This window comes from Serratia nematodiphila DZ0503SBS1, from assembly GCF_000738675.1.
GTDB classification, from domain to species: Bacteria; Pseudomonadota; Gammaproteobacteria; order Enterobacterales; family Enterobacteriaceae; genus Serratia; species Serratia nematodiphila.
Genome location: NZ_JPUX01000001.1, coordinates 3,581,792 through 3,597,390, shown reverse-complemented (window position 1 = coordinate 3,597,390; position 15,599 = coordinate 3,581,792). Strand labels below are relative to the sequence as shown.

Annotated in this window: 15 protein-coding genes and 1 riboswitch; of the genes, 2 read left to right on the top strand and 13 right to left on the bottom strand. The window is 61.2% G+C overall.

The window, feature by feature from the left end; all coding sequences use genetic code 11:
• Nucleotide 1 precedes the first annotated feature (1 nt).
• From pqqE to JL05_RS16540, 10 genes are all read right to left on the bottom strand, one after another.
• Nucleotides 2-1,138 carry a pyrroloquinoline quinone biosynthesis protein PqqE gene (pqqE, locus tag JL05_RS16580; protein WP_033633050.1) on the bottom strand — a complete coding sequence of 379 codons (1,137 nt, stop codon included), beginning with the start codon at nucleotides 1,136-1,138 and terminating at the stop codon, nucleotides 2-4.
• Nucleotides 1,131-1,409 (bottom strand): pyrroloquinoline quinone biosynthesis peptide chaperone PqqD, encoded by a 279-nt coding sequence (pqqD, locus tag JL05_RS16575; RefSeq protein WP_004929309.1) that lies wholly within the window; start codon nucleotides 1,407-1,409, stop codon nucleotides 1,131-1,133. The genes pqqE and pqqD overlap by 8 nt, the downstream gene beginning before the upstream one ends.
• Nucleotides 1,409-2,164, bottom strand: coding sequence for a pyrroloquinoline-quinone synthase PqqC (pqqC, locus tag JL05_RS16570; protein ID WP_033633049.1), 756 nt, complete (start codon nucleotides 2,162-2,164; stop codon nucleotides 1,409-1,411). Before pqqC ends, pqqD begins: the two co-directional genes overlap by 1 nt.
• A 9-nt stretch (nucleotides 2,165-2,173) precedes the next feature.
• Nucleotides 2,174-3,085 (bottom strand): pyrroloquinoline quinone biosynthesis protein PqqB, encoded by a 912-nt coding sequence (pqqB, locus tag JL05_RS16565; protein WP_033633048.1) that lies wholly within the window; start codon nucleotides 3,083-3,085, stop codon nucleotides 2,174-2,176.
• A 58-nt stretch (nucleotides 3,086-3,143) separates the two neighbouring features.
• Nucleotides 3,144-3,221, bottom strand: coding sequence for a pyrroloquinoline quinone precursor peptide PqqA (gene pqqA, locus JL05_RS24930; RefSeq protein ID WP_004937827.1), 78 nt, complete (start codon nucleotides 3,219-3,221; stop codon nucleotides 3,144-3,146).
• A 117-nt stretch (nucleotides 3,222-3,338) separates the two neighbouring features.
• Nucleotides 3,339-4,388 carry a dipeptidase gene (locus JL05_RS16560; RefSeq protein ID WP_033633047.1) on the bottom strand — a complete coding sequence of 350 codons (1,050 nt, stop codon included), beginning with the start codon at nucleotides 4,386-4,388 and terminating at the stop codon, nucleotides 3,339-3,341.
• 135 nt (nucleotides 4,389-4,523) lie between these two features.
• Nucleotides 4,524-5,447, bottom strand: coding sequence for a LysR family transcriptional regulator (locus tag JL05_RS16555; protein ID WP_033633046.1), 924 nt, complete (start codon nucleotides 5,445-5,447; stop codon nucleotides 4,524-4,526).
• Between the two features lie 141 nt (nucleotides 5,448-5,588).
• The gene (locus JL05_RS16550) at nucleotides 5,589-7,058 is read right to left on the bottom strand and encodes a pyridoxal phosphate-dependent decarboxylase family protein (RefSeq protein WP_033633652.1); all 1,470 of its coding nucleotides are present in this window, start codon (nucleotides 7,056-7,058) and stop codon (nucleotides 5,589-5,591) included.
• An 18-nt stretch (nucleotides 7,059-7,076) separates the two neighbouring features.
• Nucleotides 7,077-8,459 carry a diaminobutyrate--2-oxoglutarate transaminase gene (locus tag JL05_RS16545; protein WP_004937838.1) on the bottom strand — a complete coding sequence of 461 codons (1,383 nt, stop codon included), beginning with the start codon at nucleotides 8,457-8,459 and terminating at the stop codon, nucleotides 7,077-7,079.
• A gap of 505 nt (nucleotides 8,460-8,964) precedes the next feature.
• Entirely contained in the window at nucleotides 8,965-10,185 is a 1,221-nt protein-coding gene (locus JL05_RS16540; RefSeq protein WP_033633045.1) for an NADH:flavin oxidoreductase/NADH oxidase family protein, read from the bottom strand.
• Nucleotides 10,186-10,257: 72 nt separating this feature from the next.
• Here JL05_RS16540 and JL05_RS16535 point away from each other — a divergent pair, with 72 nt between their 5' ends.
• Nucleotides 10,258-10,665: a MerR family transcriptional regulator gene (locus JL05_RS16535; protein WP_033633044.1), complete on the top strand. Its 408-nt coding sequence runs from the start codon at nucleotides 10,258-10,260 to the stop codon at nucleotides 10,663-10,665.
• Here the strand turns inward: JL05_RS16535 and eno are convergent.
• The 3 genes from eno to JL05_RS16520 are packed head-to-tail and all read right to left on the bottom strand — an operon-like array spanning nucleotide 10,662 to nucleotide 13,359.
• Nucleotides 10,662-11,945 carry a phosphopyruvate hydratase gene (gene eno / locus JL05_RS16530; RefSeq protein ID WP_033633043.1) on the bottom strand — a complete coding sequence of 428 codons (1,284 nt, stop codon included), beginning with the start codon at nucleotides 11,943-11,945 and terminating at the stop codon, nucleotides 10,662-10,664. The genes JL05_RS16535 and eno overlap by 4 nt on opposite strands.
• 16 nt (nucleotides 11,946-11,961) lie before the next feature.
• Nucleotides 11,962-12,390: an adenine nucleotide alpha hydrolase family protein gene (locus JL05_RS16525; RefSeq protein ID WP_033633042.1), complete on the bottom strand. Its 429-nt coding sequence runs from the start codon at nucleotides 12,388-12,390 to the stop codon at nucleotides 11,962-11,964.
• A 3-nt stretch (nucleotides 12,391-12,393) separates the two neighbouring features.
• The gene (locus JL05_RS16520; protein WP_033633041.1) at nucleotides 12,394-13,359 is read right to left on the bottom strand and encodes a DHHA2 domain-containing protein; all 966 of its coding nucleotides are present in this window, start codon (nucleotides 13,357-13,359) and stop codon (nucleotides 12,394-12,396) included.
• 40 nt (nucleotides 13,360-13,399) lie between these two features.
• Nucleotides 13,400-13,475: riboswitch (Fluoride riboswitch) on the bottom strand.
• Between the two features lie 176 nt (nucleotides 13,476-13,651).
• Between JL05_RS16520 and JL05_RS16515 the strand changes: the two genes are divergently transcribed.
• On the top strand, nucleotides 13,652-15,532 hold the full coding sequence (locus tag JL05_RS16515) for a diguanylate cyclase domain-containing protein (RefSeq protein ID WP_033633040.1): 1,881 nt from the start codon (nucleotides 13,652-13,654) through the stop codon (nucleotides 15,530-15,532).
• The last annotated feature ends 67 nt before the right edge of the window (nucleotides 15,533-15,599 follow it).

Below are 15,599 nucleotides of genomic sequence, written 5' to 3'. Positions count from 1 at the left end.
GTCAGCCCTTGAAGATCAGTCGGGAATTGGTCTGATTGCGAAAGCGCAGCTGATCGATACCGATCTGCGAGCGATTCGCCGCTTCACGCGCCGCCAGAATGGTGCCGTGGTGCGGCGATTTGCCGCACACCGGGTCGGCGTTGTCGGCGTTGCCGGTCAGCATGAACGCCTGGCAGCGGCAGCCGCCGTAGTCTTGCTCTTTCTCCGAACAGGACCGGCAGGGCTCCGGCATCCAGTCATAGCCGCGATAGCGGTTAAAGCCGAAGGAGTGGTACCAGATATGCTGCAGATCGTGCTCCAGCACCGACGGAAACGTAATCGGTAACTGACGGGCGCTGTGGCAGGGTAACGCCATGCCTTCCGGCGTCACGCTCATGAAGATGGCCCCCCAACCGCCCATGCAGCCTTTAGGCCGCTCCTCGTAGTAATCCGGCGTGACGAACAGCAGGTTGGCCAGTTTGCCGTCGGCGGCCATGCGCTCGCGATAGCGTTTCACCACCGCTTCTGCCTCGGCGATCTGTTCGCGGGTCGGCAGCAGCCCTTCGCGGTTCAGGTGCGCCCAGCCGTAAAACTGGCAGGTCGCCAGCTCGACGTCGTCGGCATCCAGATGGATCGCCAGTTCGATGATGCGGTCGATCTGGCCGATATTATGGCGATGCAACACGAAGTTGAGCACCATCGGGTAGCCGAGCGCCTTGACTGCCCTGGCCATCGCCAGCTTCTGCTGAAACGCCCTGGCGGAGCCCGCCAGGGCGGCGTTCAGCGTTTCGTCGCTGGCCTGAAAACTGATCTGAATATGATCCAGCCCGGCGTCGGCGAAGGTTTGCAGTTTCTTCTCGGTCAGGCCGATGTCGGAGGTGATCAGGTTGGTGTAAAACCCGAGATCGCGCGCGGCGGCGATCAGCTCGGGCAGGTCTTTACGCACCAGCGGCTCGCCGCCGGAGAAGCCGAGCTGCACGCTGCCCATCGCCCGCGCCTGGCGAAACACCTCTATCCACTGCGCGGTAGTCAGCTCTTTTTCCTGCGCGGCAAAATCGAGCGGGTTGGAGCAGTACGGACACTGCAGCGGGCAGCGGTAGGTCAGCTCCGCCAGCAGCCAGAGGGGCGGATTCACCGCCGGCGCACGTGGTTCAGTCACGGAAGGTCACCCATTTTTGTTCGTAGGCGCGCTGGAAAAATTCCAGCACGTCGTCCGCCAACCCTTCGGCGCCGGGGAAGCGGGCGTTCAGCTGCGCGATGATGCCGTTCAGCGTGGTGTGGCCGTCGACCAGCTGCAAGATGGCGGCGGCGCTGTCGTTCAGCTTGGCCATGCCCTCCGGGTAGAGGATCACGTGGCTGTTTTGCACCGGCTCCCATTGCAGGCGGTAGCCGCGGCGGAAGACGGGGGTGTGTTCAGGATTCAGCGTCATTACACCAGCCTCTGGTTGTGCCAGACCCGCGCGGCGGTCACGCTGTAGTAAGGCGGGCGGTTCAGGGTGTAGGCCATGCTCATGGCGTCCAGCATGCTCCACAGAATGTCCAGCTTGAACTGCAGGATCTCCAGCATCCGCTGCTGCTTTTCAACGGTATCGCAATAGTCCAGCGCCAGCGCCAGGCCTTGTTCCACGTCGCGGTTGGCCTGGCCGAGGCGGCTGCGGAAATAGTCGTAACCGGCGGCGTCGATCCACGGATAGTGCTGCGGCCAGCTGTCGAGGCGCGACTGGTGGATCTGCGGCGCGAACAGTTCGGTCAGCGAGCTGCAGGCGGCTTCCTGCCAGCAGGCGCGGCGCGCGAAGTTGACGTAGGCGTCCACCGCAAAGCGCACGCCGGGCAGCACCAGCTGTTCAGAAAGCAGGGCGTCGCGCTGCAGGCCGACGGCCTCGCCGAGGCGCAGCCAGGCCTCGATGCCGCCTTCGCTGCCGCCGTAGCCGTCGTGATCCAGGATGCGCTGCACCCATTTACGGCGGGTTTCCGGCTGCGGGCAGTTGGCCATGATCGCCGCATCCTTGATCGGAATGCTGGTCTGGTAGTAGAAGCGGTTGGCCACCCAGCCCTGGATCTGCTCGCGGGTCGCTTCGCCGTTGTGCATCGCGATGTGATACGGGTGATGGATATGATAATAAGCGCCTTTGGCGCGCAGCGCCGCTTCAAATGCCTGCGGCGTCAGGGGGCGTGGTTGCGTCATGGCGATTCCCTACAGTTCGATATTCATGCCGTCCCAGCTCACTTCGATGCCGGCGGCGGTCAGGCTCTGCCGTTCCGCGGAGTCTTCATTGAGGATCGGGTTGGTATTGTTAATGTGGATCAGGATCTTGCGTTTGGCGGGCAAGGCGCTGAGCAGGGCCGCCAGCCCGTGCTCTTCCGCCAGCGCCAGGTGCCCCATGTCCTTGCCGGTATTGCGCCCCACGCCGGCGTTGGCCAGCTCGTTGTCGCGCCACAGCGTGCCGTCGATCAGCAGGCAATCCGCCCGGCGCAGCCAGGGCATCAAGGCCTCGTCCGGCTCACCCAGGCCCGGTGCGTACAGCAGACCGGCCCCGCGCGCGGTATCTTCGATAAACAGCGCCACGTTGTGGCCCGGCAGCGGGCGATCGCGGTACGGCGAATAGGGCGGCGCGTTGCTGAGCAGCGGAATGGCGGTGAAGCGCACGCTTGGACAGACCGCCGTGCGGAACGGTTCGCCGGGCGTTACCGGGTGATGAATCAACCCGCCGTTCCAGTGAGAGAGCATGGGAAACACTGGGAAACCGGTGCTGAGATCGTCATGCAATTCAGGGGTGCACCAGACGTGGTGCGGGCAGCCCTCACGCAAATTGAGCAAGCCCGCGCAGTGATCGATCTGGCTGTCGGTCAGCACGATCGCGCCGATGCCGGTGCCGCGCAGCACGTCGGGATTGTTCAATTCGGGCGAGGCCAGCAACTGATGGCAAATGTCCGGGGAAACGTTGCACAGCACCCAGTTTTTACCGTCATCGCTGACGGCGATGGAAGACTGCGTGCGGCGCGTGGCGGTGATGCTGTGGTCGCGAACGCCGCGGCAGTTGTCGCAGTTGCAATTCCACTGGGGAAAGCCGCCGCCCGCTGCCGAGCCGAGAACTTTTATCTGCATGTCTAAACCAGAAGAAAAGGGAAAGAAATGCCCGCGCGAAAGGCGGGCAGACGGGCGATTAACGGTTGGAAATGTACAGCGTCACTTCCAGCCCCAGACGCAGGTCAACAAACTCAGGTTTAGTCCAGGTAGTCATAGCGGTGCTCCTTTACATGCATCGTGATAGTTCGAGCCCAATGAGAAATTTTCGCATTAGGCCGGCCCAATGTTGGCGAAATGTGACGAAGATCGCAACCTTTAAAGCGTAACCGGGTTATTCACCCCAGGTGGCGGCGAGCGCGTTCAGCCAGTTGCGCCAGGTCAGCTTCTCCAGCAGCCGGTTATCGAACCCGGCCTGCGCCAGCGCTTGCGTCAGGCGCGGCAGGCCGGCGGCGTCCTCCAACGGTTGCGGTACGTTGACCCCGTCAAAATCAGAGCCAAATCCCACGCGATCTTCACCAAGTTTAGCGATCAAATACTCAACGTGTTTAACAATTTCTGTTAGGTCGGTCGTTGCACTGTCACGTTTGCCGTCAGCGCGCAGGAAGGCGGTGCCGAAATTGACGCCGACTATCCCGCCGCTCTGGGCGATGGCCTCCAGCTGCGCGTCGGTCAGGTTGCGCGGCTGCGGGCAGAGGGCGTGGACGTTGGAGTGGGTGGCGACCAGCGGTGCGCGGCTCAGCGCGGCGGTTTGCCAGAAGGTTTTCTCGTTCATGTGCGAGACGTCGATCATGATGCGGCGCTGGTTGCAGGCGCGGAGCAGCGCCTCGCCGGCCGGCGTCAGGCCGGGGCCGGTATCGGGGGAGCCGGGGAACGGCCCGCTGACGCCGGTGCCGAAGGCGTTCGGCAGATTCCAGAATGGCCCGATGCTGCGCACGCCCAGCCGGTAGAAGGCCTCCAACTGCGTCAGCTCCGCATCGATCATGCCGGCGCCTTCGATATGCAGCACCGCGGCAATTTGCCGGTTGAGGCGGCATTGTTCTATCTCGGCGGCGGTACGGCAGATGCGCAGCCACCCCTGGGAAGCCTGTTCCAGCTGATAAAGGATAGCGATCTGCCGTTCGGCGATCGCCAGCGGATCGAAGGCGGCCTGCGCCTCCTCCGGCGTTTGATTACGCATCTGGGCGATATAGCTGACCGGGGGAATAAATACCGCGAACAGCCCGCCGCAGAATCCGCCGCGCTGCATGCGGGAGAAATCGAGGTGGCCCGGCGTGACGCGGGAATAAAAGGCGGCGACCGGATCGTCGTCATGCTGCAGCCACAGGTTGAGCAGCAGATCGTTATGGCCGTCGAACACCGGCCAGAGAGGGGGAAGCGTCATGGGTGTTTCACTGAGTCAGGCATCGTGAATGCTATGTTCTCCCATCGCGCGAGGGGGAACAACCCTCAGGCTATGGGGGTTTGCCGTCGGCTGGAGCACTCGACATCAGCAGGGCAAAATTTAGTGACATTGTCACTATTGGCAAAGCGGTTCCTGCACGCGTTGGCGGCAGACCGTCAGCAGTAGCTGCCGCAGCCAGCGGTGATCCGCCTCGGCGTCCAGGCGCGGATGCCACATCTGCGAGACGGTGATGGGCGGCGTTCTTACCGGCAGCTCGAAGACGCGCAGCGGGCCATCGGCAGGTTGAGCCTGCAGGAAAGAGGCGGGCAGCAACGCCAACAGGTTCGAGGCTTGCGCCACCGCCAGCGCGGCCGGAAAGCTCGGCACCACGGCGGCGATATGGCGTGCCAGCCCCAGCTCCGCCAGCGCGGCGTCTACCGGCCCGAGGATGCGCCCGCTGCGCGAGGCCACCACGTGGCCGCAGGCGGCGTAGTCGGCGGCGCCGATCTCGCGCTGCTGCGCCAGCGGATGTGCGGTTCTCATCACACCGACGAAGCGATCGCGGAACAGCGCTTGCAGGCGGATTTCCGGGCCCATGTCACCCAGCACGCCGATCTCCAGATCGACCAGCCCTTCACGCAGGGGGCGGTCGCTTTTCTCCGGCTTGGGCGCAAAGCGCAACCGCGCCCGCGGCGCCTGTTCGGCAGCGGCGGCGATCAGCGCCGGGCCGAAGGCCTCGACGAAGCCGTCATTGGCGCGCAGCGTGAAGGTACGATCCAGCGCGGCGGGATCCAATGCTCCCTGCGCCGGGCGCAACACAGCGCGCGCTTCGAACGTCGCGTGCCGCGCCCGCTCGCACAGCGTTTCGGCATAGGGCGTCAGCACCATATGACGGCCGGCGCGCACCAGCAGGGGATCGCCGGTGGCCGCACGCAGTCGGCTGAGGGTGCGGCTCATCGCCGAGGGGCTTAAACCGAGACGGCGCGCCGCGCCGGCAACGCTGCCCGCCGTCAGCAGCGCGTCGAGCGCGATCAACAGGTTGAAATCCGGGTCGGTCATGCGTTTATCCTGTGGCGCTGGAAATAAGGGAAAGCGTTTGCTGCAGTATATCAGCGTAAGCGCTGCGCCACTTGTTCTCTGATGGGCAATAAAAAAGCCGATAACAAACGTTATCGGCTTTTAATGCGCAGTGGCGGAGGGTTACGCCGGCAGCTGCTGTGCGGTTTTCTCGACCAGCGCCAGCAACAGCTTGATGTCTTCCAGCGTCACGATCGGGTTCAGCAGCGTCATTTTCAGGCAGGTCACGCCATCGAACTCGGTCACGCCGACGTTGGCGCGGCCCGATTCCAGCAAGGCGTCACCAATGCGCTGGTTGAACAGGGCGACGGCCGCGTCGCCTTTCGCCGCCAGCTGCGCCGGACGGTAACGGAACAGCACGCTGGCCAGCTGCGGCTGCATCACCAGTTCCAGTGATTCCTGGTCAGCGATGTAACGCGCCACCTGTTGCGCCAGCGTGACGCCGTGATCGATGATCTCGGCGTATTGCTTCTGCCCCAGCGCTTCCAGCCCCATCCACAGCTTCAACGCATCGAAGCGGCGGGTGGTCTGCAGCGATTTGGAGACCAGGTTCGGCACGCCTTGCGCCTCGTCGAACTCGGAGTTCAGGTAGGCCGCCTGATAGCGCATCAGCTCATAATGGCGCGCGTCTTTCAGCAGGAAGGCGCCGCAGCTGATGGTCTGGAAGAACTGCTTGTGGAAGTCCAGGGTGATAGAGTCCACCAACTCCAGGCCGTCCAGGTAGTCGCGGTACTGCTCGGAGAGCAGCAGCGCGCCGCCCCAGGCCGCATCCACGTGCACCCAAATTTTCTGCTCCGCCGCCAGCCGCGCGATATCGCGCAGCGGGTCGATCGCGCCGGCGTCGGTGGTGCCAGCGGTGGCGACGATCGCCATCACCTGCTCGCCGTTGGCCTTCGCCTGCGCCAGTTTTTCCGCCAGATCGTTCACGTCCATGCGGGCGAAGCGATCGGTTTTCACCTGGGTGACGGACTGATAGCCGAGGCCCATCAGCGCCATGTTCTTCTGCACCGAGAAGTGGGCGTTTTCAGAACAGAACACTTTCAGCTTGCGCAGATCGCCCACCAGACCGTCCTGCTGCACGGAGTGGCCCTGACGCGCGAAGAACGCATCGCGCGCCAGCATCAGCCCCATCAGGTTGCTCTGGGTGCCGCCGCTGGTGAACACCCCGGCGTCGCCGGGCTGGTAACCGACCTGGGCGCGCAGCCACTCGATCAATTTCATTTCGATCAGCGTGGCAGACGGGCTCTGATCCCAGGAGTCCATGCTTTGGTTGGTGGCGTTGATCAGCACTTCGGCGGCCTGGCTAATCACCAGGCTCGGGCAGTGCAGGTGCGCCACGCACTGCGGGTGGTGCACCGACAGGCTGTCTTTCAAAAAGTACTCGATGGCGCGCTCGATCGCCGCCTGGTTACCCAGGCCTTGCGGGGTGAAGTCGAGCTGGATGCGCTCGCGCAGTTCGGCAACGCTTTTGCCCTGATACATCTCGGGCTGTTGCAGCCACTGCACGACAGCTTCACTGCTCTGCGCGATCGCCTGGCGGTAAGCCTCGGCGCTGTGCGCCGAGGAAGCCAGAATCGGGTTTAACTTGGACATCGCGGTCATTCGCTCCACTCAGACTGGCTTGACGCCGGCGGCCAACAGCGCCTGCTCAAATTTATCCAGGAAAATACCCAGCTCATCGTTGGTGATCAGCAGCGAAGGCAGCAGACGCAGCACGCAGCCGTTGCGCCCACCGCGCTCCAGGATCAGACCGGATTCGAAGCATTTCTTCTGCAGCAGCGCGGACAGCTCGCCATCGGCCGGGTAGCAGCCCATGTGATCCTGCGCTTCGTTCGGCTTGACGATCTCGATGCCGATCATCAGGCCCAGACCGCGGACGTGGCCGATCACCGGATAACGTTTCTGCAGCTCGGCCAGCTTGCCTTTCAGCCACTCGCCCTGAGCGGCCACTTTGTCGGCGACCTTATGCTCTTTCAGGTACTGCAGGGTGGTCAGGCCAGTGGCCATCGCCAGCTGGTTGCCGCGGAAGGTGCCGGTGTGGTGGCCCGGTTCCCAGGCGTCGAACTCTTTTTTGATGCCCAGCACCGCGAGCGGCAAGCCGCCGCCGACCGCTTTCGACATCACGATGATGTCCGGCTCGATGCCCGCGTGTTCGAAGGCGAACAGCTTGCCCGTACGGGCGAAACCGGCCTGAACTTCGTCGATGATCAGCAGAATGCCGTGTTCCTGGGTCACTTTGCGGATGCGCTGCAGCCACTCGGCCGGCGCCGGGTTAACACCGCCTTCGCCCTGAACGGCTTCCAGGATCACCGCAGCCGGTTTACGCACGCCGCTTTCCACGTCGTTGATCAGGTTGTCGAAGTAGTAGGTCAGCGCCTTGACGCCGGCTTCACCGCCGATGCCCAGCGGGCAGCGGTATTCATGCGGATAAGGCATGAACTGCACTTCCGGCATCATGCCGTTGATCGCCGCCTTCGGCGACAGGTTGCCGGTGACCGACAGCGCGCCGTGGGTCATGCCATGATAACCGCCGGAGAAGCTGATCACGCCGGAACGGCCGGTGTGCTTTTTCGCCAGCTTCAGCGCGGCTTCCACCGCATCGGCGCCGGACGGGCCGCAGAACTGCAGGCAATACTCTTTGCCTTCGCCAGGCAACAGAGAGAGCAGGTAATCGGAGAAACGATCTTTCAACGGGGTCGTGAGATCGAGAGTATGTAACGGCAAGCCGCTGGTAATGACATTTTGGATGCTTTGCAGGACGTCGGGGTGATTATGTCCAAGAGCCAACGTTCCCGCCCCGGCCAGGCAATCAAGATATTGATTATTCTCAACATCAGTGATCCAAACGCCCTGGGCTTTCGCAATTGCCAACGGCAATTTGCGCGGATAACTCCTAACATTCGACTCAAATTCGGCTTGACGCGCCAAATAGGTTTCATTGTTTCCGTTTAATGAGTTTGCAACTAAAGTATCAATACGGACTTTATCCGTCATCATATCTCTCCTACAACCGAAGGTCTCAAGACGCAACGATTGAATTAATGAATTAGAAAAGTAACTGCCTTGTGAAAAGCGCGACCAATATATGGCTTTTTCGCCTGGGACTCAATAGCCGATTTTGTTTTGAATTGTTTAGTTTTTTCTTAGGCTCATCAATATGTTGTTGATTTGTTGACCGTTGGTTTTGCCGGCAGAAAACAACATTTTTTTAACATTGCGTAAAAATCCTTTTCTGCTTTCCTTTGGCTGCTTCTTTAATGCATTTATTATTAAGGTGAATTTCCGATTAATAACATAAATAGAAAATAGCGGCTTATTTTCATCTATTCACCACCTTAAGTCCTATAGCGGTTATATACACAAAATTTGTGATGAATATAAGCAATCGAGCGTTAAAAGCGCAGTATCCAGAGTGGTGATTTCTTGCAGATTTTACGTAGCGCGATCAAAACAGCGGGATTTTTGTGCGGTGCCGGCATGTCTGCCGGCGCCGCGGTCATTAACGTTGCCGTAACCAGGCATGATAGCGCCGCAGAGTGCGGCGGGTGCGCCACCGATCGATGAGCAGCGACCACAGCGGGGAGTAACGCACGTTGCGCGTCCGATCGCGGCTCAGAGCGTGCATGCGGCGTTTGATCAGCGCCATGCGGGCGAGCAGCGTCAGCGTTTTGTCGCGCCATGTTACCGGCGCGGGCAGCGCATGAGGGGCTTCGCCGGTTTGCCAGCGGCGCGGCAGATCGGGAATTTCCGCCATGGCGGTGGCGATGCCGACCACCGCGACGCCGCTGTTCAGCACCCGTTGCGCCACCGTCGGGCGGGTGATGCCGCCGGTGGTCATCACCGGCATGCGGGCTACTGCGGCGAGATCGCGGGCAAAGGTCAGAAAATAGGCTTCACGCGCCAGGGTACTGTCGTCTGCCGTTTCGCCCTGCATCGCCGGGCTTTCATAGCTCCCGCCCGATAACTCCACCAGATCGACCGGCAGTTCGTTGAGCATCAGCAACACCTGCCGGGCTTCGTCCGGCGAAAAGCCGCCGCGCTGAAAATCGGCGGAATTGAGCTTTACCGCCACGCAAAAACCTGGCGAGACCCGCTGGCGCACCGCGCGCACCACCTCCAGCAGCAGGCGGGCGCGATTCGCCAGCTCGCCCCCCCAACGATCGCTGCGCTGGTTGGCCAGCGGCGACAAAAACTGAGAGATCAGGTAGCCATGCGCCGCGTGGATCTGCACGCCGGTAAACCCGGCCCGTTCGGCGGCGTGCGCGCTGGCGGCAAAGCGGGCGATCACCTCGGCAATCTGCGCTTCGCTCATGGCTTCCGGCCGCGCGAACGCTTTGCTGTACTTACCCATGGCCATCGGAATGGCGGAGGGCGCCCAGGCGTTGCCGCCCATGTCGGCCATTACCTGGCGGCCCGGGTGGCTGAGCTGCATCCAAACCTGCGCGCCTTCCTGGCGCGCGGCCTTGGCCCAGGTTTCGAACGAGGCGAGCGGCGTATCCTGTTCCAGCACCACGCCGCCGGGTCCGGTCATGGCGCGGCCGTCGATCATCACGTTGCCGGTGATGATAAGACCGGCGCCGCCGATACCCCAGTGGCGATACAAGCGCCATAGCGCGGGGCCGGGCAGTTGGCCTTCATCGGCCAAATTTTCTTCCAACGCGGCTTTGGCCAAACGGTTGGTCAGGCGGCTGCCGTTGGGCAGTGTCAGTGGAGTAAACATCGGGTTTGCGCTCCTGTCGCAGGGGGAATGGCGCTATACTAGGTTTAAAGTTAACTTTAAGGTCAATAGGGCATGAAGATCGGAGAATTGGCGGAACGGGCCGGCGTGGCCGCCTCGGCGATACGCTACTACGAGCAGCAGGGTCTGCTGCCCAAAGCGGTGCGCGGCGTCAACGGTTATCGGGTGTATAGCGAAAGCGCGCTGGAACGGCTGCATCTGATCCAAATTGGCCAGAATCTGGGCTTTTCGCTGCAGGCGATCCAACGCGTGCTGGCGCTGCAGGGCAGCGCTTATGAGGATGGGTTGATACAGGGCGTCGAGACCCGTCTGGCGGAAATCGAGCGGATGTTGGTCACGCTGAATGAGCAGCGAGAAGCATTGCTGGCGACCCGACTTACCTTGCTGGAATCCGGCGTGGCGGGGTTATGCCAGGTCAAAAATGAAAAGTTGGCCGGTGCGTGGCCGGCCTGCAAAGATTAGCGGCGTTTAAAGGCGGAGCGCCCGGCATATACCGCCGCGGCGCCCAATTGGTCCTCGATGCGCATCAGCTGATTGTATTTTTCGATGCGCTCGCCGCGGCACGGCGCGCCGGTTTTCACATGGCCGGCTCGCATCGCAACCGTCATATCGGCGATAAAGCTGTCGACGGTTTCGCCGCTGCGGTGCGAGATAAAGGCGCCCCAGCCGTTCGCCTGACAAAGCTGCACGGCGGCGAAGGTTTCGCTCAGGGTGCCGATCTGGTTCAGCTTGATCAGCGCGGCATTAGCCAACCGTTCATCAATCCCGCGCTGGATATATTTCACGTTGGTGACGAACAGATCGTCACCGACCAGCTCTACCTGATCGCCCAGGGCGTCGCTCAGAATACGCCAGCCGGCCCAATCGTCCTCGGCCAAGCCATCTTCAATCAGCACAATGGGGAAATCCTGCACCAGCCGCTGGTAATAGGCCGTCATCTGGGTTGCGTCCAACTCGAGGTTCTCGCTGCGCAGGCGGTATTTGCCGTCGGCGTAGAATTCACTCGAGGCCGGATCCATGCAGATAGCGATATCTTCTCCCGGTCGGTAGCCGGCTTTCTCTATAGCGTGCACGATCAGCTCCAGCGGTTGGCGGTTTGAGGCGACCGCCGGCGCGAAACCGCCTTCGTCGCCGACGCCGACCGACAGGCCTTGTTCCAACAGGATTTGGCGCAGCGCCTGATAGACTTCACTGCCCCAGCGCACGGCCTCGCGCAGCGACGGCGCGCCCAGAGGGGCTATCATAAACTCCTGAAAGTCCGCCCCTTGCCAACGGGCGTGCACGCCGCCGTTGATGATATTCATGCAGGGCACCGGCAGCAGGTTGGCGCCGATGCCGCCCAGATAACGATACAGCGGCAACTGCGACAATTGCGCCGCGAGGCGGGCGGCGGCCAGAGAAACGCCGAGCAGGGCGTTGGCCCCCAATCGGCTCTTGTTCTCGCTGCCGTCCAGCGCGATCAGCCGGCGGTCAATCTCCTCTTGTTGGCGCACATCCACCCCGCGCAGCGCCTCATTGATCGCCGTTTTGACGCTGTGCACCGCCTCCAGTACGCCTTTGCCGCCGAAACGGTGCGGATCGCCGTCGCGGTGTTCCACCGCCTCGCGCGACCCGGTGCTGGCGCCGGAGGGGACCGAAGCCCGCGCCACGACGCCCGCCGCGCTCATTTCGACTTCGACGGTCGGGTTGCCGCGCGAATCCAGGATTTCTCTGGCGGTTATGTTTTCAATCTCATAGCTCATGGGGAGTCACCTCATTCTAGGGAGTTGGCACATGCTTTATCAGCACGTCGATGGACAAATGGTTAATGAACTCGAAGCCGAAGGAGGAAAAGACGCCGAACGGACGGTTCTGATGGCCTAACAGCAACAGATCGACGCCTTCGTGGGCAATCAGGGCTTCGACGTCTTTGAAGCGATGGATACTGACAATTGCGCGCACCTCCAGGGGGATTGAGCAGTCTTCCACCAAACGGCTGAGCATGGCCTTGGCGGCGATCACCTCGCTGGACTGGCGATCTTTGGTCAGCGAATCGCTGAGGTAGTCCAGCTCGGCATAGTCGGCACTGATGTGCGCCACGGTAATGCGCGTATTCATCTGCTGATTGAGGCGTTCGGCATGATGCAACAGCAGCCGGCCGTCGCGTTCATCCTGCACCAGCAGTAAAACATGTTGGTAGAGCGGCATGACTTATCTCCCTGCGTTGGCGATCTGGCGGGTTAACCACGGTAAAACCTCTTTTTTCCGGCTCGTCATGCCGGGCAGAGACACCTGACGAATGTCGAGCACCCGGTTCGGCGAGAAATACAGGGTGGAGCGACGGCAGGTGATATCGGTGACCAATAGCGCGGCCATCTCCAGCCCGGCTTCCTGCTTCGTGTGTTCAAGCGCCTGTTGCAGTGCGGGCAACAGCGGATCGATGTCGCTCATGGTCCGCACTTCTATCTGCGACAGCAGCAGCGAGACGCTATGGATGCGGTAATTCTTGGCGTCGCGGTGCAGCAACTGCGCGGCGGATTGCCCCGAGAGATCGGTTTTGGCGGCGAGCAGCCCGGCGGTGAAGGCGTCATAGTCGACATGAGAAATTGCGCGTAACCGTTCGGCGGCCAACCGATCCTGCTCGGTGGTGGTCGGGGCGCTGAGCGCGACGGTATCGCTCAAAATGGCGCCCAGCAGCAGCGTGGCCTGGGCGGAAGAAAGCGGCATCGGCCTTTCCGCCGCCAGGATCTGCAGGATCACGGTGGCGCAACAGCCGACGGCGCGAACCCAGACATCGGGCGGATTGCGAGTGATTAATGTGCCCAGCCGGTGATGGTCGATAACGCCGACCACATCGCTGTCGGGCAATGAGGCCGGCCCTTGTTCGACGTCGGTAAAATCGACCAGCCAGACTTTACGGTCACGGAGATCGCCTTTCAGCAGCGGAGGCGCTTGTACGCCGGCGGCGGCCAGTATGTAGCGGGTTTCCGGCGTCAGTTCGCCAAGGCGGAAAGCGACGGCCGGTTTGCCGAGGTGATTGAGCCAGTCCGCGACCACCAGCGCGCTGCAGATGCTGTCGCTGTCGGGATTTTTATGGCCGAAAACGTACAGCGGCATTTCCCGAACGGTGAGATCAGGCTGGGGCAGAAAAGGGGTAAAACGTGAGATTTCATTCATAGCGACTCCTGACATACCTGCCTAAAAAATAAAGCGAAGTTGTATATCAGGCGTCATCATCCGGTTCGAGCGAACGCGGCGGTTGGGAAAGGTGGAACACCATCACCTTGTGAACGACTGTAGCGCAGCGCGGTGACAAACGCAACGCCCGGCAAAGCTGGCGAGAATGCGCAATCGGATTGATACTGAGTGAGTCTATGATGGACAAGGATATTTGCCGCTAACCGACGGAAACGCTGAACGGACTCACGCCGGCTATGCCGGGTCCGTCGGTGACACAATGGGAGACAACATGCTCGAACCCTGCTTCCCCGAAAACGAAGCCGAACGCCTGTCGGTATTGCATTCGCTGAACGTGCTGGATTCAAACTCGGTGGAAAAACTGGATCGCATCACGCGGCTGGCGGCGAAATACTTCGGCGTGACCATCGCGCTGGTGTCGCTGATCGACCGGGATCGCCAATGGTTTTTATCGCGTTACGGTCTGGATGCCCGGGAAACGCCGCGCAATATCTCGTTTTGCGGCCATGCTATCTTGCAACGCGAAGCGCTGGTGGTGCCCGATACCGCCAAAGACCCGCGCTTTTTCGATAATCCGCTGGTGATTGGCGGGCCGCGGATCGGTTTTTACGTCGGGCAGCCACTGCTGTCGCTCGACGGGTTGCCGCTCGGCACCCTGTGCATTATCGACAGCCAGCCGCAGCCGTTTTCCCCGGAACAACTGGCTGACCTGCACGATTTCGCCGCCGTGGTGGAGGAGTATTTGCAGAGCATTGAACGCCACGTCTATACCGAAAACCTGAAGTCCAATCTGCAACGCTCGGAAGCCCTGTTCGAACAGACCTTCGCCCAGGCGGCGGTAGGGATGGCGCTGGTATCGCTGCAGGGGTATTGGCTGCGGGTCAATCCGCGCATCTGCGAAATGTTGCGCTATTCCGAGCGCGAGCTGATGGATCGCACCTTTCAGGACATTACCTATCCGCTCGATCTCAACACCGATCTGGAAAAACTGCAGCAACTGCTGAGAAACGAGATCAGCACTTACTCGCTGGAGAAACGTTATTTCCGCGCCGACGGCTCGATCATTTGGGTGCAGCTGACGGTGGCGTTAAACCGGCTGCCTAACGGCAAGCCGGACCATTTCATCTCGGTTATCGTCGATATCAGCGAGCGCAAGGCGGCGGAGGCCGATCTGTTCGCTCTGCAACACGAGCTGGAACAACGCGTCGAAATCCGCACGCGGGAGCTGAACGTGGTCGTCAAGAAGCTCAACGAAGAGATTGAAACCCGGGTGCTCGCCGAATGTCAGCTCAGTGCGGAGAAGGAGCGTTTGCGCGCCATTACCGACAACATGCCGGCCTTAATCAGCCAGATCGACGGCAATGAACGCTACCTGTTCGCCAACAGCGCCTACAAAACCTGGTTCGGGCTGGAGGAGTCCAGTCTCAGAGAAATGACGGTACGCGATTTCATGGGGGAAAGCGTTTATCGGATAGCAAAACCGATGATCGAACGGGCCCTCGCGGGCGAAATGGTGAGTTTCGAGAATGAGCTCCAGACCCAGAAGGGATTGCTGATGATCCACACCACGCTGGTGCCGTGTGAAGCGCAGGGGTTTTACATTCTGTCGATGGACATTACCGAGTTGAAGCGGCTGCAGCAGCGGCTGGAATATGACGCAACCCACGAAATGCTGACCGGATTGACCAATCGCCGCGCGTTTCTGCGCCGGCTGTCGGGCACGCTGCAGGCCTGTTGCCATCAGCGGCAGATGGCGCTGTTGTTTATCGATCTCGACGGGTTCAAAACCCTTAACGACAGCTATGGTCATGACTTCGGCGACGCGATCCTGAAGACATTCGCCACATTGCTCAGCGCCTGCGCTGGCGAGCACCACAGCGTCTCGCGCCTGGCCGGTGACGAGTTCACGGTGATCCTGTGGCCGTTGACGGATCCGCGGCGCGAAGTCAGCGAGTTTTGCGAAAACGTGTTGGCGCAACTGGCCAAAATTACGCAGATCGGGCCGCAGAAGGTACGGCTTTCCGCCAGCATCGGCGCGGCCATTTCCCCACGCGGCGATGTGACGGAGGAGATGCTGCTGACCCGCGCCGACGGCGCGATGTATCAGGCGAAATCGGCCGGAAAGGGCACTTATGCCATCTGCGAGCTGTGAGCGTGCAACGGTGGCGGTCTCAGGGTAAGCTGTTTTTTCTTTTCCTGTGAGCAGAACTCCGGATTTA